The sequence below is a fragment of the Streptomyces sp. NPDC001941 genome, assembly GCF_040296945.1.
GTDB lineage: Bacteria > Actinomycetota > Actinomycetes > Streptomycetales > Streptomycetaceae > Streptomyces.
The window spans coordinates 1-20209 of sequence record NZ_JBEOYE010000134.1 but is presented as its reverse complement, the minus strand read 5'-3'; the positions used below and the strand labels follow the sequence as shown (position 1 = coordinate 20209).

18 protein-coding genes are annotated in these 20209 nt (G+C 74.1%); 9 read left to right on the top strand and 9 right to left on the bottom strand.

What is annotated here, in order from left to right:
- Positions 1 to 100: 100 nt before the first annotated feature.
- Both ABT160_RS42985 and ABT160_RS42980 read right to left on the bottom strand, forming a co-directional pair.
- Positions 101 to 736 (bottom strand): response regulator, encoded by a 636-nt coding sequence (locus tag ABT160_RS42985; RefSeq protein WP_351654661.1) that lies wholly within the window; start codon positions 734 to 736, stop codon positions 101 to 103.
- Entirely contained in the window at positions 733 to 1890 is a 1158-nt protein-coding gene (locus tag ABT160_RS42980) for a sensor histidine kinase (protein ID WP_351654659.1), read from the bottom strand. Before ABT160_RS42980 ends, ABT160_RS42985 begins: the two co-directional genes overlap by 4 nt.
- A gap of 505 nt (positions 1891 to 2395) precedes the next feature.
- Between ABT160_RS42980 and ABT160_RS42975 the strand changes: the two genes are divergently transcribed.
- The 4 genes from ABT160_RS42975 to ABT160_RS42960 all read left to right on the top strand — a co-directional run bounded on the left by ABT160_RS42975 (position 2396) and on the right by ABT160_RS42960 (position 6239).
- Positions 2396 to 2761 (top strand): luciferase domain-containing protein, encoded by a 366-nt coding sequence (locus ABT160_RS42975; protein WP_351654656.1) that lies wholly within the window; start codon positions 2396 to 2398, stop codon positions 2759 to 2761.
- A 307-nt stretch (positions 2762 to 3068) separates the two neighbouring features.
- A complete protein-coding gene (tdh, locus tag ABT160_RS42970; RefSeq protein WP_351654654.1) occupies positions 3069 to 4097 on the top strand; it encodes an L-threonine 3-dehydrogenase in 1029 nt (342 codons plus the stop codon).
- A 40-nt stretch (positions 4098 to 4137) separates the two neighbouring features.
- Positions 4138 to 5337, top strand: coding sequence for a glycine C-acetyltransferase (locus ABT160_RS42965; protein ID WP_351654651.1), 1200 nt, complete (start codon positions 4138 to 4140; stop codon positions 5335 to 5337).
- A complete protein-coding gene (locus ABT160_RS42960) occupies positions 5334 to 6239 on the top strand; it encodes a LysR family transcriptional regulator (RefSeq protein WP_351654648.1) in 906 nt (301 codons plus the stop codon). Before ABT160_RS42965 ends, ABT160_RS42960 begins: the two co-directional genes overlap by 4 nt.
- Here ABT160_RS42960 and ABT160_RS42955 read toward each other — a convergent pair.
- Together ABT160_RS42955 and ABT160_RS42950 are read right to left on the bottom strand one after the other, a co-directional pair.
- On the bottom strand, positions 6229 to 7233 hold the full coding sequence (locus tag ABT160_RS42955) for a hypothetical protein (protein WP_351654645.1): 1005 nt from the start codon (positions 7231 to 7233) through the stop codon (positions 6229 to 6231). The genes ABT160_RS42960 and ABT160_RS42955 overlap by 11 nt on opposite strands.
- A complete protein-coding gene (locus ABT160_RS42950) occupies positions 7230 to 8996 on the bottom strand; it encodes a CotH kinase family protein (RefSeq protein WP_351654642.1) in 1767 nt (588 codons plus the stop codon). Before ABT160_RS42950 ends, ABT160_RS42955 begins: the two co-directional genes overlap by 4 nt.
- 206 nt (positions 8997 to 9202) lie before the next feature.
- Between ABT160_RS42950 and ABT160_RS42945 the strand changes: the two genes are divergently transcribed.
- A complete protein-coding gene (locus tag ABT160_RS42945) occupies positions 9203 to 10081 on the top strand; it encodes a universal stress protein (RefSeq protein WP_351654639.1) in 879 nt (292 codons plus the stop codon).
- Here the strand turns inward: ABT160_RS42945 and ABT160_RS42940 are convergent.
- The 3 genes from ABT160_RS42940 to ABT160_RS42930 form a co-directional block, all read right to left on the bottom strand.
- Positions 10078 to 11133 carry an alpha/beta hydrolase gene (locus ABT160_RS42940; RefSeq protein ID WP_351654636.1) on the bottom strand — a complete coding sequence of 352 codons (1056 nt, stop codon included), beginning with the start codon at positions 11131 to 11133 and terminating at the stop codon, positions 10078 to 10080. The two genes, ABT160_RS42945 and ABT160_RS42940, sit on opposite strands and share 4 nt — an antisense overlap.
- 204 nt (positions 11134 to 11337) lie before the next feature.
- Entirely contained in the window at positions 11338 to 12552 is a 1215-nt protein-coding gene (locus ABT160_RS42935) for a cation:proton antiporter (protein ID WP_351654633.1), read from the bottom strand.
- Positions 12553 to 12556: 4 nt separating this feature from the next.
- A complete protein-coding gene (locus ABT160_RS42930) occupies positions 12557 to 13045 on the bottom strand; it encodes a cation:proton antiporter regulatory subunit (RefSeq protein ID WP_502984404.1) in 489 nt (162 codons plus the stop codon).
- A 194-nt stretch (positions 13046 to 13239) separates the two neighbouring features.
- On the opposite strand from ABT160_RS42930, the gene ABT160_RS42925 reads away from it, so the two are divergent.
- The 3 genes from ABT160_RS42925 to ABT160_RS42915 all read left to right on the top strand — a co-directional run bounded on the left by ABT160_RS42925 (position 13240) and on the right by ABT160_RS42915 (position 16507).
- Positions 13240 to 14025 (top strand): DUF8189 domain-containing protein, encoded by a 786-nt coding sequence (locus ABT160_RS42925; protein ID WP_351654627.1) that lies wholly within the window; start codon positions 13240 to 13242, stop codon positions 14023 to 14025.
- 170 nt (positions 14026 to 14195) lie between these two features.
- The gene (locus tag ABT160_RS42920) at positions 14196 to 14990 is read left to right on the top strand and encodes a hypothetical protein (protein WP_351654624.1); all 795 of its coding nucleotides are present in this window, start codon (positions 14196 to 14198) and stop codon (positions 14988 to 14990) included.
- Between the two features lie 5 nt (positions 14991 to 14995).
- Complete coding sequence (locus tag ABT160_RS42915; RefSeq protein ID WP_351654621.1) at positions 14996 to 16507, top strand: DUF4331 domain-containing protein; 1512 nt, start codon at positions 14996 to 14998, stop codon at positions 16505 to 16507.
- Between the two features lie 8 nt (positions 16508 to 16515).
- Here ABT160_RS42915 and ABT160_RS42910 read toward each other — a convergent pair whose 3' ends face one another.
- Both ABT160_RS42910 and ABT160_RS42905 read right to left on the bottom strand, forming a co-directional pair.
- A complete protein-coding gene (locus ABT160_RS42910; RefSeq protein WP_351654619.1) occupies positions 16516 to 18021 on the bottom strand; it encodes a HoxN/HupN/NixA family nickel/cobalt transporter in 1506 nt (501 codons plus the stop codon).
- Entirely contained in the window at positions 18018 to 19310 is a 1293-nt protein-coding gene (locus tag ABT160_RS42905) for a tetratricopeptide repeat protein (protein ID WP_351654616.1), read from the bottom strand. Before ABT160_RS42905 ends, ABT160_RS42910 begins: the two co-directional genes overlap by 4 nt.
- A gap of 246 nt (positions 19311 to 19556) precedes the next feature.
- On the opposite strand from ABT160_RS42905, the gene ABT160_RS42900 reads away from it, so the two are divergent.
- Complete coding sequence (locus tag ABT160_RS42900) at positions 19557 to 20183, top strand: LAETG motif-containing sortase-dependent surface protein (RefSeq protein ID WP_351654613.1); 627 nt, start codon at positions 19557 to 19559, stop codon at positions 20181 to 20183.
- Positions 20184 to 20209: the final 26 nt, after the last annotated feature.

Sequence of the window (20209 nt, the reverse complement as noted above, 5' to 3'; positions counted from 1 at the left end):
CGAACGGCGGCTGGAACGTACGGGAGACAGCACCTTGAACGACGAAATTCCCCTCGACCGTCCGGTAGATGTTCGGGCAATCGTTCTTCTTGCACACCCCTCAGTCCTCCGGCCGCTCCAGGCCGTCCTCGCGGACCCGGCGCGCCAGGTCGATCTTCGTGTACGCGGGGCGGCCCGCCTCCTGGTACTTCTCCTTGACCCGGTCCAGGTAGTACTTCGCGGTGTGCGGGCTGATCCCGGCGCGCCGCGCGGTCGCCTTCAGGGTGAGGCCGGAGGCGTAGTCGCGCAGCACCTGGAGCTCCTGGGGGGCCAGCTTGGGGCGGGCCGGGCCGGTGTCGCGGCTCCAGGCGAAGGCCAGTTCGGGGGAGTGGGCGGTGCGCCCGGCCGCCACCTCCTCCAGGGCCGCCACCAGCGTCGGCAGGTCGTGGTCCTTGGTCAGGTAGCCGTCCGCGCCGGCCGCCGTGGCCGCCACGATCCTGGCCGGGTCGGCGACCGTGCTGATCACCAGCACCCGGCTGCCCGCGCCGCGCAGCCGGCGGATGTTGTCGGCCGGGTCGGAGTCGTCGCGCAGCACCAGGTCGAGCAGCACCACCTCCGGCACCCCCACCCCGGCCGCGAGGAGTTCGCCGACCGTGGAGACCGTCGCGAGCAGCCGCAGTCCGGGCACCTGGCCCAGCCAGGAGCGCATCCCGTCCAGCAGCATCCGGTCGTCGTCGACCACCGCGACGCTGGTCACCCCGGCCACCGCAGCTCGATCCGGGCGCCCTCGCCGGGCGCGCTGTCCACCTCGGCGGCCCCGCCGATCTCCCGCATCCGGGCGTGCACCGAGCGGCGCAGCCCGAGCCCGGCGGTCGGGTCGTCCGGGTCGAAGCCCGCGCCCCGGTCCACCACCGTGACCACCACGTGCCCGTCGTCGCCGACCGCGGTCAGATAGGCCCGCCCGGTGCCCGCGTGCTTGCGCACGTTGTTGAACGCCTCGGTCACCGCGTCGGCCAGCGAACGCGCCACGTCCGGCGGCACCGAGGGCAGTTCGTGGTACTGGGCGGTGACCGCGAGGCCCAGCGCCTCCGCCGAGCGCACCGCCTGCTCCAGCGCCACGCCCACGTCCTTGCTCTCGTCGTCCTCGCCCAGCGGCTCCGAGGTCTGCTGGATCAGCCGCCGCAGATAGGACGCCTCCTTCGCGCAACGCTCGCGCACGCGGATCGAGTTGGCGTCCACCGAGCCCCCCGCGATGGTCGTCAGGGTGGCCAGCACCGTGTCGTGCAGCGCCCGGTGGTGCGCTATCCGCTCGGCGTACCGCGCGCGGTCGGCCTCGGCCCGCATCGCCTGCGCGGTCGCCTCGTCCAACTGGCTCCCCTGGCGCCGCAGGTACCACCAGAACACCCAGACGATCACCGCGGAGGAGACCACCGAGTTGATGTGCCCGGCCGTCACCGCCATCGGCGCGCCGGTCAGGTGGTAGCCCACCGCGTGCGTGCCGACGAGCAGCGCCACCGCGATCGGCGCGCCCGGCCGGCGCAGCGCCGCCCCGGCCATCGCGCTGGAGGAGCCGCCCAGCAGCATCACCCAGGCGATCGACTCGGGCTGGCGGGCGTCCGCCCAGGAGTACGCCACGAACGGCAGCACGCACCCGGTCAGCAGGACGTCCGCCCACACCCGGGGCGCCGAGAACCAGCTGCCCGTGCGCACCGCGGAGGCGTACACCAGCGCCGTCGTGCCCGTGGCGGTGCCCATGACCAGCCAGGACACCGGCTGGTCGCGCTGGTGCTGGAAGACCGCCACGAGCCCCACCATGAGATGGCTCAGCCGGTACAGCAGCGCCGCCAGGACGATGAACCGCTGGGCCCGCTGGAGCCCAGAGCCCAGGCCCGTGGACACCTCGCTCCCCACCCCTGCCTCCCCTCGCACACCCCGCACCCGCAACCCCCCCGAACTGGCGGTGCGACCGGACGAGGGCGCTCCACTAGCGTGTTCCTTGTGCCGAGCGTCCGCCGCGGCCACGGGGCGCGGCGGGCCCGGTCGACGGGCGCCGACCACGGGCACATGAGACCACCGAGCCGGGTCCCGGTGCGCCCAGGGACCCCAACGAGACGGAATCCTTCCGTAAGGAGAGCCAAGCTGGCTCGAATCCTGCGGCATTCGCGGCCCCCGTCGCGGATCGCCCCGGGTCGGGAGGTTCCGCCGGGTGACGCGGAGCGGGCGTCACCCGGTCCACTTTGGACCAACACGACGGGGGCCGCGGGGCGTTCCGGAGGAACTGAGCCATCTTCCGGGACGCCCCCTCCCGTTGTGGGTCCGGCACGCGCCGCGACCACCCGACGACGCTTCTCCGCCCCGGCAAGGAGAAGGTGTCGGGGGGTGGTCCTGCGGGTGAAGCGTGCGCGAGGATGGGGACATGACCGCGGCCGATCGCGCCATGACTCGTCTGCAGACATGGCCGGACCTGGTAAGTGCCCCGCCCGGATGCGCGGTGGGGCACGGATTCACCACCGGGGAGTGCGAACTCGTGCACTTCCACTCCGACAACGCCGCCGACGTCCACCTCACCCGCACGGCCGTCGCACGCCTGCTGCCGCACCTGCGCGGCAGCTCGGCGATCCAGGTCACGCCCGGGGCCGGGTGGGTCACGGTGCTCCTCGACTGCGACGCCGACGTGGACCTGCTGCTCAGCCTGATCAGCGTCGCCCTGAAGGCCCTCGGCGCCGGCGGCGCGGGCCGGGCCGCCGACCCGTGCGACTGGCAGCGGGTGCCCGCGGGCTGACCCCCGCCGGGGGCACGGCCCGCGTCACCCGTACGGAGGAGTGCGCCACCACGTGCGCCGCCAGGTGCCTGCCACCCGTACGGGCGTCCCGCGCTGCCCGGCCGCGCTGGTGCGCACGACCCGTACGGATGACCGCGGGGCGGCGGTCCGGGGCGCCGTGACGTGGGGCGTGAAGCTGCGCTGTCGGCCCGCTTAAGAAAACCTCGATGGACGGGGCGCGCGAAGATCGGCAGATTGGAGCGCGTCCGCCGGGCGGGCCTCGCGGCCCCGTGCCCGGCCCCTCCCCGCCATGCCTGGAGACGCGCCCATGAAGGCCCTTGTCAAGCACACCGCCGAACCCGGCCTGCGGCTCATGGACGTGCCGGAGCCCGAGTACGGGCCGGACGACGTGCTGATCAAGGTGCTCCGTACCGGCATCTGCGGCACCGACCTGCACATCCGCTCCTGGGACGGCTGGGCACAGTCCGCGGTGAAGACCCCGCTGGTGCTCGGCCACGAGTTCGTGGGCGAGGTCGCGGCCGTCGGCTCCGCGGTGACCGAGACCGCCGTCGGCGACCTGGTCTCCGGCGAGGGCCACCTGGTGTGCGGGAAGTGCCGCAACTGCCTGGCCGGCCGCCGCCACCTGTGCCGGGCCACCGTCGGCCTGGGCGTGGGCCGCGACGGCGCGTTCGCCGAGTACGTGGTGCTGCCCGCCTCCAACGTGTGGGTGCACCGCACCAAGGTGGACCTGGACGTGGCCGCGATCTTCGACCCGTTCGGCAACGCCGTGCACACCGCGCTGTCCTTCCCGCTGGTCGGCGAGGACGTGCTGATCACCGGCGCGGGCCCGATCGGCGTGATGGCCGCGGCCGTCGCCAGGCACGCGGGCGCCCGCAACGTCGTGATCACCGACGTCAGCGAGCCGCGCCTGGAACTGGCCCGCAAGGTCGGCGCGACCCTCGCGGTGAACGTCGCCGAGTCCTCCATCGCCGAGGCGCAGCGCACCCTGGGCCTGAAGGAGGGCTTCGACATCGGCCTGGAGATGTCCGGGCGCGCCGAGGCCGTGCGCGACATGATCGGCAACATGACCCACGGCGGCCGGATCGCGATGCTCGGACTGCCGGCCCAGGAGTTCCCGGTGGACTGGGCGAAGGTCGTGACCTCGATGATCACGATCAAGGGCATCTACGGCCGCGAGATGTTCGAGACGTGGTACGCGATGACGGTCCTGCTGGAGGGCGGCCTCGACCTGAGCCCCGTCATCACCGGGAAGTACGCGTACCAGGACTTCGACGCCGCCTTCGACGAGGCCGCGACGGCCCGCAGCGGCAAGATCATCCTCGACTGGACCGCCTGACCCCCTCCGCCCCCGGCGACCCCCCAAGGGAGAAGACTTCATGTACGCGTCCGTACGCGACGACCTGCGCGCCACCCTCGACGAGATCCGCGAGGCCGGGCTCTTCAAGCCCGAGCGCGTCATCGACACCCCCCAGTCCGCGTCCGTCGCCGTCACCGCGGGCGGCGCCCCCGGCGAGGTGCTCAACTTCTGCGCCAACAACTACCTCGGCCTCGCCGACCACCCCGAGGTCGTCGCCGCCGCCAAGGACGCCCTGGACCGCTGGGGCTACGGCATGGCGTCCGTGCGCTTCATCTGCGGCACCCAGGAGGTGCACAAGGAGCTGGAGCGGCGCCTGTCGTCCTTCCTGGGCCAGGAGGACACGATCCTGTACTCCTCCTGCTTCGACGCCAACGGCGGCGTCTTCGAGACCCTGCTCGGCCCCGAGGACGCCGTCATCTCCGACGCCCTCAACCACGCCTCCATCATCGACGGCATCCGGCTGTGCAAGGCCAAGCGCTTCCGCTACGCCAACCGCGACATGGCCGACCTGGAGAAGCAGCTCAAGGAGGCCACCGAGGCCGGGGCCCGCCGCAAGCTCGTCGTCACCGACGGCGTCTTCTCCATGGACGGCTACGTCGCCCCGCTCACCGAGATCTGCGACCTCGCCGACCGCTACGACGCCATGGTCATGGTCGACGACTCGCACGCCGTCGGCTTCGTCGGCGCCGGCGGCCGCGGCACCCCCGAACTGCACGGCGTGATGGACCGCGTCGACGTCATCACCGGCACCCTCGGCAAGGCGCTCGGCGGCGCCTCCGGCGGTTACGTCGCGGCCCGCGCCGAGATCGTCGCCCTGCTGCGCCAGCGCTCGCGCCCGTACCTGTTCTCCAACTCCCTCGCCCCGGTCATCGCCGCCGCCTCCCTGAAGGTCCTCGACCTGCTGGAGTCTGCGGGCGACCTGCGCGAGAAGCTCGCCGCGAACACCGCGCTGTTCCGCTCGCGGATGACCGGGGCGGGCTTCGAGGTCCTGCCCGGCGACCACGCCATCGCCCCCGTGATGATCGGTGACGCGGCCGAGGCCGGCCGGCTGGCCGAGCTGCTCCTGGAGCGCGGCGTGTACGTGATCGGCTTCTCCTACCCGGTCGTGCCGATGGGCCAGGCCCGCATCCGCGTGCAGCTGTCCGCCGCCCACTCCACCGAGGACATCGAGAAGGCCGTGGCGGCCTTCGTCGACGCGCGGGCGACAATGGCTGGGTGATCGACCCCCGCAGGCTCCGCATCCTGCGCGCCGTGGCGGACCACCGTACGGTGACCGCCGCGGCCGCAGCGCTCTACCTCACCCCGTCCGCCGTCTCCCAGCAGCTCGCCGCCCTGGAGCAGGAGACCGGCCACACCCTGCTGATCCGCAGCGGCCGGGGCGTCGCGCTCACCGCCGCGGGCGAGATCCTGCTCGGGCACGCGCACGCCGTCCATGCCGAGCTGGAGCGGGCCGAGGCCGAGCTCGCGCGGTACGCGGGCGGTGCCGAGGGCGACGTCACCGTGGCGGCCTTCGCCACCGGCATCGCCGAGGTCCTCGCCCCCGCCGTGGCCCGGCTCGCCGACGAGCACCCCGGCATCCGGGTCCGGGTCAGGGACGCCGAGGGCGACGCCAGCCTGCCGATGGTCCTGGACGGCGAGGCGGACCTGGCGCTCGCCGTGGAGTACCGGGGCGCACCGTCCGCCGACGACCGGCGCCTCTCGCGCGTCCCGCTGTACGCCGAGCCCTTCGACGCGGTCCTGCACGGCGGCCACCCGCTGGCCGGCGGCGAGCGCGTGGAGCTCGCCGCGCTCGCCGACGACGACTGGATCGGCCCCTACCCCGGCAACCCCTGCCACGACGTGATGGTGCTCGCCTGCGAGCTCGCCGGGTTCCAGCCGCGCCAGATCCACTCCTCCGACGACTTCCGCGCCGTGGCGGCGCTGGCCGGGGCGGGCGCCGGGGTGGCCCTGGTCCCGCGCTCCGCGCTGCGCGGCATCGCGGTCAAGGACGCGGTGGTGCTCCCGGTCTCCGGCCAGGCGGCCACCCGCCGGGTGTTCGCCGCGGTGCGCCGGGGCGCCGAGACGCACCCGCTGTTCCGCCCGGTCCTGGACGCCCTGACGACGGCGGCGCTCAAGCTGTAGCGGGACCCGTCCCGCCCGGCACCAGGAACAGGTGCACCGACTGGTCCTTCGTCCGGTGCCGCGCCCGGTCCGGGCCCGGCTTCGCCCGGTCGGAGACGATCACCACGTACTCCCCGGACACCCAGCACACGCCCTCGGCGTTCCCGTACACCGTGCGCCCCGCGGAGTCCGGGGGCAGCCGGTACACCGCGCCCTCGTCCACCACCTCCCAGGCGTCCGGCGCGAGCCGCCCCACCCACAGGGCCGACGACGCCTGCGAGAGCACCGCGATCCGCTCCCCGCGCACCGAGACGCTCGCGTAGTCCTCGAACGGCAGCGACGCGGGCAGCCGTACGGTCCCCACCCGCTTCCAGTCGCCCTCTTCCCCGTCCTTGCCGCCGCCCTGGCGGAACACCTGGATCCGCCCTCCGCCCGGCTTGCGCCCCGCCGCGCCGCTCGCGCAGCGGTTGCCCTCGCAGAGCCCGAGCAGGTAGGCCGTGCCGCCGCGCACCACGCACTCCAGGCCCTCGATGCCCTTGCCCGTGTCCGGCAGCGGGAAGTCGAGCACCGCCTCGCGGCCCGGCCGCAGCTTCCCGTCGTACGCGCGCACCTTCGCCCGGAAGCCCGGGTCGGCCCCCTTCGCCGCCCCCTTGCCCTTGCCCTTTTCCCCTCCCCGGCCCGCGGCCTTCTTCCGCCCCTTCACCGCCACCGACTCCGTCAGCGCGAAGTAGCGGTCACCGGACGGGTCGTACGCCAGGTCCTCGTACCCCTGCGCGGCCCGCTTGCCGGCGCGGGCCCGCAGCACGCCGTTCTCGGGCGCCTTGGGCGACAGCTCGCTGCCCACCCGGAGCAGGTCGCGGACGTTGTCGCAGACCACCAGGAACACCCCGCCCCGGTACAGCACCCCGCTCGCCTCCAGGCGGGTGCCCGCCTGCTTGCCGACGAGGTCCCGCAGCCGGGCCTCCTTCACCAGCCGCAGCGTCGCGGGCGCGGACCCCGTCGTCTTCCCCGTCATGACGGCAACTCCTCCATCGCGGCGGAGAACCCGGCCCCGCCCGCCCCGTACGGATAGGTCTTGCGCAGGTCCGCCAGCTGCTCGCGGGCCCGGTCGTAGCGCATCCGCGTGTAGTGGTAGATCCCGTGCGTGAACTGCGCGCCGCGCCGCAGCTCCCACTGCCGGTACGCCGCCCGGTACACCTCGTCATTGGTGAACTGCCTCCCGGTGTACGGCTGTCCGTCCGGGCTGCCCGACTCCCCGTACACCGCGTCGCTGATCATCTGCCACAGCCCGTCGGTGCGCCCCGACCCCTCCGCGCCGACCAGCTCCGCCACGCCCTCGGGCGAGAAGGAGGTGTCCAGCAGGTGCTCCAGGTGGTCCAGGTAGTACTGGCAGAAGTCGGGGTGGGCCAGCAGGTTGGTGAACAGCGGCAGCCGCGACCGGGGGTGCGGCGCGCCCGTCGCGCGGCAGTACGCGCCCGTCATGGCGGGCCAGTCGAGCAGGTCCGTGTACTGCCACGGGGTGTCGAAGAAGTCGATGCCGCTGCTGTTGTCGTAGTCCCAGGGCACGAAGGTGAAGTACGGCCGGGCCATGAAGCCCCGCTCGTCGCCGAGGCGGCCCGAGTTGTACAGGTAGTAGTTCGACGGCGTGGCGAAGTAGTTGTCCCAGCTGCCCAGCAGCACGTTCGCCCCGGCCCAGCGCAGGAACGCGCGCGCGTTGAGCACCCGCTCGACGCCCTCGCGGAACGCGTCCGAGGCGAAGTCCCCCGCGCAGTCGAGGCCGTTGACGGCCCGCACCAGCACGGCGAGGTCGTCGTAGGTGTTCGCCGCCGGGTCGTCCTCGTTGGTCTTCAGCCGGTACGTGCGGTCGTCGACCGCGCTGCCGGGGGAGTAGTACTGGCGCCCCGCGTCCCGCCCGTCCGCGTCCGCCCGGTGCTCCAGCGTCGCGCAGCCGACGTCGCCGCAGTACGCCTTGTAGAGGTTGCCCCGGTCGTTGCGCCCGAAGTGGTCCCTGAGGAACTTCTTGTCGACCTGCTCGATGACCGAGAACAGGCCCATGTAGCGGTCGTCGAGGGAGAACGTCGCGTACGTGTGCCGGGCCGCGGGCACCCCCGCGCGCTCCAGGAGCCGCCAGGCGAGCGCCTCCCGCATCTGCGACGGGTCGTTGTACATCGCCTTCAGGTTGACCCGCTCCATCCCGTACAGCCGGTCCTCGCTCGCGCCGACCTCCAGGTCCGCCTTCCACGACCGCTTGGGCGCGCGGGCCGTCAGGTTGCCGCTGTTGACCAGCGAGAACGCCTGGGTGGCCAGCAGCGTCGGCGCCGATTCGGCGGGGGTGCCCGCGCCCGGAGCGCCCGGCGGGTAGCTCTTCCTGACCGTGAGCAGCGCCCCCGGCGGCGCCACGGTCACCTCGTCGGCGGTGAGCACGCCCGGCGGCCAGCCCGTCACCGCCACGTGGTACATCGGGTGGTCGAAGAAGCCCTGCTTGTCCTCGGTGGCCCGCAGGTACTCCTCCACCAGCCGCCCCACCGCGGTCGACTGCCCCTTCCCGTCGCGCAGGACGAGCACGCCGCCCGCCTCCGCGTCCCCCTGCTCGGCGAGCAGCAGCTCGTACAGCGCGCCGAGCTCGGCCTTGGTGCGCAGCGCGTCGTCGCCGCGCCCGGCGGCCTCGTTGGCCCGCTCGGCCAGGCGTCGTCCGGTGCCCCGCGCCAGCGCGGGGACCACGACGGCCCGGTTCTTGAAGGTGTCCCGGAACGTGCCCTTGTCGACGGTCCTGTCCACGGCGGCCTCCTGGATGGCTCGGCACTCCCGTCGTCCTTCTAGTCGGCGCCGGGCCCGCCCGCCAGGTCCGGAATGCGCCGTACCACCGAATGGCCGGGATCCGGCGGGTGGAGGGGCTGGCGGGGAGCGGGCGGGGGTGGGCGGGCAGCGGCAACAAGTGACCTTGGTCCCTGCCCGGGGGCGCCGTGCCGGAGCAGGCTTGAGGCATGAACAGCCTCCCGGTCCTGGCAGCGGTCGACGGTTCCGAGCACAGCCTGCGGGCCCTCGAATGGGCGCTGGACGCCGCCCGCTCCCGGGACGCCGAACTCCTCGTGGTGCACGTGCGCCCCGACTACGCGCGCGTGCGCGCCCCGCACGAGTACTACCCGCCGCTCCCCGAGGGCCCCGGCGACCCCGTCCTCGACGGCGTGCGCGAGCTGCTCGCGGGCCGCGCGGGACTGCCGCCCGTGCGGTACGACGCGCCGACCGGCACGCCCGCCGCCGTCCTGGCCGAACTGAGCGGCCGCGCCCGGATGGTGGTCCTCGGCTCGCGCGGGCGCGGCGGCTTCGCGAGCCTGCTGCTCGGCTCCACCGGGCGGTCCCTGAGCGCCCACGCGGCCTGCCCGGTCGTCGTGGTCACGCACGGCTGCGAACCGGCGCCGCCGGTGCCGGACGCGCGCCGGGTGGTCCTGGGGCTCGACCCGCGGGAGACCGACGACGAGGTGGTGGCCTTCGCGTTCGCCGAGGCCGAGCGGCGCGGGGCCGACCTGGACGTGGTCTCCACCTACCTGGTGCCGCTGAGCGCGCTGCTCCCGGTCGGCACCGCCGCCGAGCCGTCCGCCCCCGAGGCGGAGCTCGCACGGGCCCAGGCGGAGCGGCTGCGCCCGTACGCGGAGCGCTCGCCGGTGACCGTGCGGTACGCGGTGGCGCCGGGCGACGCGGCGGGCCGCCTGGTCACCGCCTCCGAGGACGCCTCCCTGGTGGTCGTCGGCCGGCACCGCCGCCGCCTCACCCCGGGCAGCCTGGCCCTGGGCTCCACGGCCAACGCGGTGCTGCTGCACGGACACTGCCCGGTGGTCGTGGTGCCGCCCGCGAAGGAGCGTTAGCCGGGCGGGCGCAGCTCCGAGCCCAGGAAGCCGAAGGCGTCCGGGTACATCCCCGTCCAGGTCTGGTAGTTGTGCCCGCCGGTGGGCCGGATCAGCGTCTTCACCTTCACCGACGACCCGGCCGCCGCCTTCTCGAACGCGTCGATGGCGGAGCGCGGGCTGTCCCTGTCCTGGAGCGAGGTGGCCAGGAAGATGCCGACGTCGGCGCGGGAGTTCCGTACCAGCAGCGTCGGGGTGTTGCGGTCCCGCAGCGCCTTGTCGGGCAGGATGTCCGGCTCGCCGTCCAGCGGGTCCGGGTCCAGCGCCGCGCCCGCCCCGAACACGTCCGGGTACTGGAGCGGCAGCTTCGCCGCGCAGTAGCCGCCCGTGGAGAAGCCCATCACCCCCCACGCCTTGGCGTCCGGCAGCGTGCGGAAGTGGGTGCGCACCAGGTCGGGCACGTCCTTGGCCAGCCAGGTCGCCACCTTGTGCCCGGGCACGTCGCTGCAGTCGGTGTTGACGTTGCCCGGGTTGACCACCGGCATCACCAGCACGAACGGGTGGGTGACGCCCCGCGCCACCAGGTCCGAGAAGTCGTCGGGGATGCCGCCCTGTTCCAGGTACGACTGCGGGCCGCCGGGAACTCCGTGCAGCAGCAGGATCACGGGGAACTTCTTCTTGTCCTTCGCCTGCTCGTACTCCGGCGGGGTCCACACGATGACCTGGCCCGAGAGTTTCGAGGCCGAGCCGCGGAACTGGGTGCTGAGCACCCCGTTCGCCGACCGCGTGAACTTCGCCTTCTTCGCCGGGACGCCGGGCAGCGAGGCGTCGTCGGTGAAGCTGTCCGTCCCCAGCAGGTCGTTCCAGGAGGCGTAGAGGCCGTACTGGTTGTTGATCCAGGTCGCGGTGGCCGCGATGGCGGCGAACTGGCACACCAGGATCAGCGCCAGACGGGCCGGCCAGCGCACCCAGGAGGGCCCCGGGATCCGGCCCCAGAACACCAGCGTGCCCAGGACCGCGAGCACGCAGACCACGTTGAGCGCGACGAAGAACGACGTACTGGTCAGCCCCATTCCCCCAGTATCGCCAGCGACCGGCGGACGGAAATGCGGGGGAATGCGCGGCGCGTCCGAACGGGTGAAAGGAAAGGGCCCCCGGGTGGTTCCGGGGGCCCTTTCCGTGGTTCTCACCGGATTCTCGCCGGGTTCATTCGTGCATTCCCGCGTCCACCCGCGTGGCCCCGGTCTTCGCTCATTCCCCGGTTCTCCGTACGGGGATCAGTCCCGCGCCACCGAGGTGGCCTGCGGCTCGCGCGGCGCCGGGACGGGCGCCCCGGCGCGCCGGCTCACCAGGCGCATCGCGATCGGCTCGGTGAAGCGGGCCGTCAGCGGCCCGGCCACCACCAGGATCAGCACGTACGCCGTGGCCAGCGGGCCCAGCCGCGGCTCGATGCCCGCCGACACCGCGAGGCCCGCGATCACGATGGAGAACTCGCCGCGCGCCACCAGCGTGCCGCCCGCCCGCCAGCGGCCCCGCACGCCGATGCCCGAGCGGCGCGCCGCCCAGTAGCCGGTCGCGATCTTCGTCAGCGCGGTGACCACCGCCAGCGCCAGCGCGGGCAGCAGCACCGGGGGGATCGACGCCGGGTCGGTGTGCAGGCCGAAGAAGACGAAGAACACCGCCGCGAACAGGTCCCGCAGCGGGCTCAGCAGCGTGTGCGTGCCCTCGGCCACCTCGCCCGACAGGGCGATGCCCACCAGGAACGCGCCGACCGCGGCCGACACCTGGAGCTGCTGCGCCACACCCGCCACGAGCAGGGTCAGGCCGAGCACCACCAGGAGCAGCTTCTCCGGGTCGTCGCTGGAGACGAACCGGGAGATCAGCCGTCCGTACCGCAGCGCCACGAACAGCACCGCGCCCGCCACGCCCAGCGCGATCGCCAGCGTGGCGCTGCCGGCGGCGAGGCTCACCCCGGCGAGCAGCGCGGTCACGATCGGCAGGTAGACGGCCATCGCCAGGTCCTCCAGGACCAGGATGCTGAGGATGACGGGGGTCTCGCGGTTGCCGACCCGCCCCAGGTCGCCCAGCACCTTGGCGATCACGCCCGAGGAGGAGATCCAGGTGACGCCGGCCAGCACCACGGCCGCCACCGGGCCCCAGCCCATCAGCAGCGCCGCCGCCGCGCCGGGCAGCGCGTTGAAGGTGAAGTCGACCAGGCCGGCCGGGTACTGCGTCTTGAGGTTGGAGACCAGGTCGCTCGCGGTGTACTCCAGGCCGAGCATCAGCAGGAGCAGGATCACCCCGATCTCGGCGCCGATCGCCACGAACTCCTCGCTCGCGCCCAGCGGCAGCAGTCCGCCCTCGCCGAACGCCAGGCCGGCCAGCAGGTAGAGCGGGATGGGGGAGAAGCGGAACCGCCCGGCGAGCCGCCCGAGCAGGCCCAGGCCCAGGATGATCGCGCCGAACTCTATGAGGAAGACCGCACCGTGCATCCGCTCACACCCCCCGGCCGAGTATCGCGGCGGCGGCCTCGACGCCCTCGCGGGTGCCGATGACGATCAGGGTGTCACCGCCCGCCAGGCGGAAGTCGGGGGCGGGGGACGGGATCGCCTCGGCGCGGCGCAGCACCGCGACGACGGAGGCGCCGGTCTCGGTGCGCAGCCGCAGGTCGCCCAGGACCCGGCCGTTCCAGTCGGACTGGCCCGCCAGCTCCATCCGCTCGGCGACCAGGCCCAGGTCGGTGGTGTGCAGCACGTTGGGGCTGTGGTGGCCGGGCATCAGGGCGTCGATCAGCGACGCCGCCTCCGGGCCCGTCAGGTGCAGCGACTGGGCGCAGGCGTCGGGGTCGTCGGAGCGGTAGACGTTGACCGTCCGGGTGCCGTCGCGGTGGGCCACCACGGACAGGTGGCGGCTCTCCCTCGTGGTCAGGTCGTACTGCACACCGATGCCGGGCAGGGGTGTCGTACTCATCCGCGGAGCGGGCACGGCCCGTCCTCCTTTGTTCGTTCGTTGATGTTGTTTGGTTGCTTCTTTGCCAGGGGTGACGCGGGCTCACTCTGCCACTTCCACCTGGCCGGACGACAACTCACCGGTGGCCGAAAGCGGCTCTGGCCGGGCGACCGCTCCGTGACGGAGGATGCGGCCGTGTCTCAAGTGACCACGAAGGGGCGGTGTTTCCCGTGAAGTCCATTCCGCGCAGACCCCTGCCGCGGGCCGTGCACGCGCTCGTCGCCCTGCTCATGGCCGTCGCCGCCGGGTTCCTCGCCCCGGCCACCGCGGCCCACGCGGCCGGCTGCCAGACCGACGCCGGCGCGCAGGGCCTGGCCAGCAGCCCGGTCGCCGACAGCCTGGTCTCCGTCAACCGCGCCGATGGCCGGGTGGCGCAGTTCCAGCTCTTCCACGACTCCACCGCCACCGGCGGTCTGCCGTTCGTCTGGCAGCGCCAGCAGGCGGCCCCCGGCGGCGCGTACGGCGCCTGGAGCCGGGTGAGCGCCGCCACCGTCGGCCCCAAGAGCTACTACGTGACCGCCTTCGAGAACGGCCAGGGCCGCCTGGAGGTCCTGTTCTCCACCTACGGCGTCTTCTGCGCCTCCGCCCAGACGGCCGGCACCCTCGCCTGGAGCACGCCCAGTACCTTCGGCCTCGCCCCGACCCCGTACCACGGCGGCGTCGTCCTCTTCCGCGAGGGCGACGGCAGCGTCGACGCCTTCGCCTCCGGCTCCTACTCCGCGCCCGGCGCCATCGAGCTGCGCCGCCAGCAGGCCCCGGGCGACGCCTGGGGGCCGGTCACCTCCACGGGCGCCGTGCCCGAGGCGAACGTCGGCCTCGGCCAGCCCACCAGCGTCCAGCAGCTCGCCGACGGGCGCATCCGGCTGAAGGCGCGCGAGTGGAACCGCGACCGCACCTGGCAGGTCACCCAGACCGCCCCGGGCGGCAGCTGGGGCACCTGGACGCTCGTGCCGTGACGCCGGTGCCGTGACCGGCGGGGCGCCGGTCGTGGCACCGCACCACGCACACCCTGCGTGACGACGCGTCATTCTTTCGCCACACTCCGTGTGCGGGTGCGGACGCGGCGGGCTTCAGTGAGCGGGGGAGCGGACCGCTCCCCCGTTCACGTACGCCCAGGAGCCCGCCCATGCGCATCCCCCGCCCCTCCCGACTCCCGCGTCGCGCCGCCGCGCTCGCCGCCGCGGCCGCGCTCACCCTGCTGGGCTGCGCGGGCACCGCCGCCGCCGTCGCGGGACCCCAGGCCGGGGCTCCGGCGGAGGGCCCCTGCAAGACCCGTACCGGCGGTGTCTACTTCACGCCGTTCGGGCACGCGGACGTCACCCTCAAGCCGCAGGCGCTGAAGGTCCTGGCCAAGGAGAAGGCCACCTGGGCCGTCTCGGCCCCGCTCTCCAAGGTCCCCGGCCGCGACGACCTGGCGCGCTTCCCGCTCGGCTTCTTCGAGGACAGCATCGAGCCGGACCTCGCCCACGTCTTCCGGGTCTGCTACCCCGGCGGCCTCACCCTGGCCCGCCCGGCCACCAAGGACAAGGCCGTCTGCGACGGGATCTGGCTCGCGGTGCTGCCCGTCCCCGGCGCGTACTGCAACCTGCGCGTCAACGACGGCCCCGAGCGGCGCACCCTGCTGGCCACCACCACCGCCAAGGACCTGCTGGTCGGCTCCCACAGCTTCCACCCGGTGATCACCCCGCGCGTCGACCCCGGGACCGGCGAGCTGGGCTTCGGGCCCAAGGACTGGGAGTTCCGGGCCGCCCGCCCCTTCTCCGACGCGCTCGCCACCTTCGGCGTCGACCTGCCCGAGGGCACCCCGATCTTCAACCTGGACGCCACCCTCAGCTTCCTGCCCGGCCCCGACTTCTGGGCGAGCCTCTCGGGCAAGACGGTCTACGGCGACCCCCTGAAGTCCGCCCGGACGCAGGGCTGACGGCGATGACCGCGCACCGCCGCGCCCCGGAGAACGACGTCCCCCAGGAGAAGCGCGTCCTCCCCAGGAAGAGCGCCCTCCAGAAGAAGTACGTCCTCGCCCTCACCGCCGCCGTCACCGCCCTCACCGCCGGCGCCCTGGCCGGACCCGGCACCGGCACCGGACACGCGGGCAGCCACGTCGACGCGCCCACCGCGATGCTCAACCCCGACATCAACGGCGCCGACCTCTACGCCTTCACCAGCCCCGAGGCCCCCGACACGGTCACCCTCACCGCCACGTACAACCCCATCACCCTGCCGAACGCCGCCGGAGGCATCCTGCCGCCCGCACTCTTCGGCAAGGACACCCGCTACGACATCAACATCGACAGCGACGGCGACGCCCGCGCCGACGTCGTCTACCGCTGGACCTTCACCACCGAGGACCGCAGGAAGATCCCGATCGGCACCGTCAACGGGCGCGTCGACGGCCTCGACGACCCCAACCTCCTGCTGCGCCAGCACTACACGCTGGAGGAGATCCGCGGCGGCGCCTCCAAGGTCCTGGTGAAGAACGCCGTCGCCGCCCCGGCCCGCTCCGGCCTGGTCACCATGCCCGACTACGCCAAGCTGCGCCGCGAGGCCACCGTCGCCCTCCCCGGCGGCGGGCGCTCCTACACCGGCCAGGCGGCCGACCCGTTCTTCATCGACGCACGCGTCTTCGCCCTGCTCAAGCTGGGCATCGACGTGCCCGCCCCGGTCAACCCGCTGGTGTTCTCCAACGTCAACGTGATGACCGTGCAGGTCCCCAAGAAGCTCCTCGCGCTCAAGGGCGACCCCGGCCGCAACCCCGTCGTCGGCGTCTGGGCCACCGCCGCGCGCAAGTCCCTGCGCGTGGACGGCGGCGGCGAGCCCGGCTGGGTCCAGGTCTCCCGCCTGGGCCACTCCTTCTTCAACGAGGGCTTCGCACCGGACTCCTTCCTCAGCGCGGCCGGCCTCCTGATCGGCACCCCGGGCGGGATCGCCGACCAGTACAACGGGTCGAACCCGCTGAACGACGCCGGCTGGAAGCCCATCAACGACATGGTGCGCAAGCCCAACGGGCCGCACTTCATCAACCTCTTCCACGCCCTCACCGTGCCGCCGCCGGCGCAGCCGCGCGAGGACCTCTGGCAGATCCTGATGAAGGGCGTCGGCAAGAACAACGGGCCGGTCAAGGGCGACCTCAACTCCCCGCTCCTGAACGCCGACACCGAGCCGGCCAGGGTGCGCGCCGCCGAGGTCCTGCGCCTCAACATGGGCACCCCGCTCGCCAAGCGCCCCGACAACAAGGGCTGGCTCGCGGGCGACAAGCAGGGCTTCCCCAACGGCCGCCGCTACGACGACGACGCGACGGCGATCTTCTCCCGGATGGCCCTGGGCGAACCGGCCGGGAAGGGCCACCCGCTGCTGTTCGCGGTCAGCTTCGCCGACGGCCCGGTCCCGCCGGTGGGCAAGACGTTCCCGTACGTCTCCGAGCCCAGGGCGCTGCCGTAGGACAGGCCCTAACCGGCGAGGAGCGGTACGGCGCTGCGGACGGCCAGTCCCACGCCGACCGCGAGGACCAGGGCGGCCGTGGCCCGGGGGAGCCACGGCCGCACCCGGCGCGCCCAGGCCGAGGCGCGGGTGAAGCGGTGGCCCAGCCGGTCGCCGAAGCGGGCCACCAGGAGACCGGCCGCGGTGAGGGCGGCGGCCATCCCGATCCCGTACCCCAGGACCAGGGCCACCCCGAACGCGGTGCGGTGCAGCGCGATCGCCCCGAGCAGCACCACGAGCGCGGAGGGGCTGGGGACCAGACCACCGGCGACCCCCATGCCGAGGAGGGCGCCGCGGCGGTGGGGGTGGGGGTGCGCGCCATGTGCGTGGGCGCCGTGTTCGTGCTCGCCGTGTGCGGGCGCGCCATGTGCGTGCACCACATGAGAGTGATCGTGGGTGTGGTCATGCCCGTGCGCGTGATCGTGCGCGTGGTCATGGTCATGAGCGTGCCCATGCCCATGGTGATGATGATGCCCATGGTGGTGGTGGTGCCCGTGCCCCGTGCCGCCCGCGCCCCGCAGCAGCATCACCCCCACCCCCGCGACCAGCACCCCGCTCAGCACGCCCAGCCAGCCGAGGAGGCGGTCCGCGGCGAAGGAGGCCGTCAGGGTGAGGGCCAGGCCGAGCAGCAGCACGCCCGCCGTGTGCGTGAGCGTCACCGTCGCGCCCACCACCGCCGCGTCCCGCTTCCGCCCCCGGCGCCCCACCAGGTACGCGGCCATCACCGTCTTGCCGTGCCCCGGCAGCGCCGCGTGCGCCGCGCCCAGGAGCAGTGAGAGCAGCACCGCGGCCAGCCCCACCGGCAGCGTCAGGCCGTCCGAGGCGGCCAGGGTGCCGAGCCGGGTCTCCAGGGCCGAGGTCCACCCCGCCAGCGGCCCGGGCAGCGCCAGGGCCTCCGGGCCGGGCGCGCTGCCCCCGCCCGCACCGGGCTCCACCCGCAGCCGGGCCGTCCGCACGTCCAGCGGGTCGGCGAGCCGCTCGTCCGGATAGCGCCGCAGCTCCGCCGTGGCACTGCGCTCCGGCACGTCGGCGGAGGCGAGCCGCACCCCGTCGCCCGCCCGGGCGGTCATCTCGCGCCAGCCGATCCGCCCGGCCCCGCTGGTGTCGCGCACCACCACGTCCCGCGCCGCCCGCAGGTCCGCGGGCGCGACCAGCCGGCAGGTCACCCGGGTGGTGCGCAGCCCGGCGTCCCCCGGCAGGTAGGCGAGGTGCGCGTCCGCCACCCGCCAGGCCAGCGGCCGTCCGCCGGCCTCGGCCCGCAGCCCGGCCGCCGCCTCGGCGCACAGCGCGCCCGCGTCGTCGCGGCCCCCGGCCTGGAGCGTGGGGATCTCCGCCCGGTCGACGACGGCCAGGTCCTCCAGGCGGTCGGCGTGCGCGGTCAGGCCGTGGTAGTGGCTGATGGTGAAGTTGCCCAGCGGGTGCGCCGGTTGGACCAGCAGCAGCGCGGTGAGGGCGCCGTGCGCGAGGACGCTCACAGCTCCTCCAGGGCCTTGGCGGCCAGCGGCGCGCGCAGCGGCGAGAAGTGCGGGTTCAGGCGCAGCGCCTCGGCCAGGTGCGCGCGCGCCTCCTCCGTGCGGCCCAGGGCCCGTTCGATCTCGCCCCGGTGGTAGAGGAAGGGCGCGGTGCGCCAGCCGTAGCGGGCCGCCTTCTCCGCGTACGCGAGCGCCTCCGCGTCGCGGCCCGCGCGGTGCAGCGCCCAGCCGAGCGCGTCGGCCACCATCACCGGGCGGCGCCGGGACCACTCGCGCTCCAGCGCCGCGACCGCCGCGGCCGGTTCGCCGTGGTCGGCCTCGAACAGGCCGAGGGTCAGGTCGTCGGACGCGCCGTTCGCCGCGAACAGCCTCAGCTCGGCGCGCAGCACGTCGTACTGCCGCCGGGCGTCCGCGGCGCGGCCCAGCGACTCGTACAACTCGCCCAGTTCCAGGACGTACTCGGGCAACGGTACGCGCGCGGTCACCGTCTCGTAGTCGGTCAGCGCCGCGTCGGTGCGGCCCAGCGCCGCCCGCGCCTTGGCCCGGCCCGCGAGGGCGGCGTGCGCGTCGGGGTCGGCCCGCAGCGCCTCCTCGTACCGCCGCAGCGCGCCCTGCGCGTCGCCCCGCTCCCAGGCCAGCTCGCCGAGCCGGTGCAGGCAGAACGCCACGTCGGCCGGGGTCCCGGCGACGTCCCTGGCCCGCTCCAGCGCCTCGGCCGCCTGCGGGGCCCTGCCGTGGGTCTCGAACTCGTAGGCGGCGCGGGTGAAGGCGGCCAGGCCCGGGCGCAGGTCGAGCAGCCGCTGCACCGCGGTCGTCGCGGCCGGCTCGTCGCCGAGCTGGGTGTAAGCGTCGGCGAGCACCGGGTAGACGGTCCACAGGTCGGGCCGCGCCGCGCGGACCCGCTCGCCCCACCGGCGGGCGCCGGCGAAGTCGTGGCGGGCGTTGGCCAGGGCGCCCATGCCGACCATCGCGTCGGTGTTGCCGGGCCCGGCGGGCCGCAGGGCCAGTGAACGCTCCAGCGCCCGCTGGGCCTTGGTGTAGTGCGCGGGGTCGGCGGTGCGCCGCGCCTCCTCCACCTCGGCGACCCCCAGGGCCGACCAGGCGCGGTGGTCGTCGGGGTGCGCGCGCAGCCGTTCGGTGAGTTCGGCGGTGCCGACCGGTCCCGCCGCGGCCGCGGGGACGCGCGGGGGAGCGGAGCGCGGCGGGGAGTCCAGGGGGCCGAGGGCCACCAGGGTCGCCGTCACCGCGCCGACCGTGAGGACCCCGGCCACGACTGCCTTCTTCGTACGCATCCGTTCACTGTGCGGGCGCGCGCGTACGGGGGAGTGCTGACGCACCGGGGAGGCGGACGAACACCGCGAACGGGGGACAGGGCCCCGATGCGGACGTGACGGGACGCAAGGGGTCCAGGGTGGCCAAAGGGGCGCGCCGGGTAACGAGTTGACGCCTGTAACCCCTGGGCGGGTTGTTGCGTACGCGGCAACGAGCAGTACTCTGCGCTCCACCCCATTCGGGGGACCCCACGTTCGGAGGAACACATGTCCATAGCCACCAGATCGCGCCGGAGCATCCGCGTGCTCGGCGTGGCCGCGGTCGTCGCCGCGAGCTCAGTGGCGCTCGCGGCCGGCCCGGCGTCCGCCCACACGCCGACCTGGTCCGTCACCTGCAACGAGGTGACCGTCGACCTGAAGTACTACGGCGAGAAGGCCGACAACTCGGTCACCATCACCGTGGACGGCACCGACCTGCTGCCGACCGAGAAGTTCGGTGACAACTTCAACAAGACCCTGGCGCTCCCCGCGCACGACAAGGAGGCGAAGGTCCGCCTCGTCGTGAAGGCGGGTGACGGTCCGCAGTACTCGGTCGACGAGACCAAGACCTCGCCGGTCTGCGAGAAGCCCCCGACCACCCCGCCGGCCACGCCGCCCGCGAGCCCGAGCCCCAAGCCGAGCCCGAGCACCTCGTCGCCGGAGACCAGCCCGTCGCCGTCGACGTCGTCGTCGAGCGCGGCCCCGGCCCCCAAGCCGAGCAGCACCTCGCCGAACCTGGCCGAGACCGGCTCGTCCTCCAGCACCCCGGTGATCGGCGGCGCCGCCGCGGCGGCCCTGCTCGCCGGCGGCGGTGTCCTGTGGGCGGTCCGCAAGCGCCGCACCCAGCAGGGCTGACCCGCTGACCCGCTGAACGGCGTGCC

Bases quoted from the DNA above. Each gene is read 5' to 3' on its own strand.
- tdh (WP_351654654.1), top strand. From the start codon at position 3,069: ATGAAGGCCCTTGTCAAGCACACCGCCGAACCCGGCCTGCGGCTCATG.
- ABT160_RS42975 (WP_351654656.1), top strand. From the start codon at position 2,396: ATGACCGCGGCCGATCGCGCCATGACTCGTCTGCAGACATGGCCGGAC.
- ABT160_RS42905 (WP_351654616.1), bottom strand. From the start codon at position 19,310: ATGCGTACGAAGAAGGCAGTCGTGGCCGGGGTCCTCACGGTCGGCGCG.
- ABT160_RS42955 (WP_351654645.1), bottom strand. From the start codon at position 7,233: ATGACGGGGAAGACGACGGGGTCCGCGCCCGCGACGCTGCGGCTGGTG.
- ABT160_RS42965 (WP_351654651.1), top strand. From the start codon at position 4,138: ATGTACGCGTCCGTACGCGACGACCTGCGCGCCACCCTCGACGAGATC.
- ABT160_RS42940 (WP_351654636.1), bottom strand. From the start codon at position 11,133: ATGGGGCTGACCAGTACGTCGTTCTTCGTCGCGCTCAACGTGGTCTGC.
- ABT160_RS42945 (WP_351654639.1), top strand. From the start codon at position 9,203: ATGAACAGCCTCCCGGTCCTGGCAGCGGTCGACGGTTCCGAGCACAGC.
- ABT160_RS42915 (WP_351654621.1), top strand. From the start codon at position 14,996: ATGACCGCGCACCGCCGCGCCCCGGAGAACGACGTCCCCCAGGAGAAG.
- ABT160_RS42935 (WP_351654633.1), bottom strand. From the start codon at position 12,552: ATGCACGGTGCGGTCTTCCTCATAGAGTTCGGCGCGATCATCCTGGGC.
- ABT160_RS42900 (WP_351654613.1), top strand. From the start codon at position 19,557: ATGTCCATAGCCACCAGATCGCGCCGGAGCATCCGCGTGCTCGGCGTG.
- ABT160_RS42920 (WP_351654624.1), top strand. From the start codon at position 14,196: ATGCGCATCCCCCGCCCCTCCCGACTCCCGCGTCGCGCCGCCGCGCTC.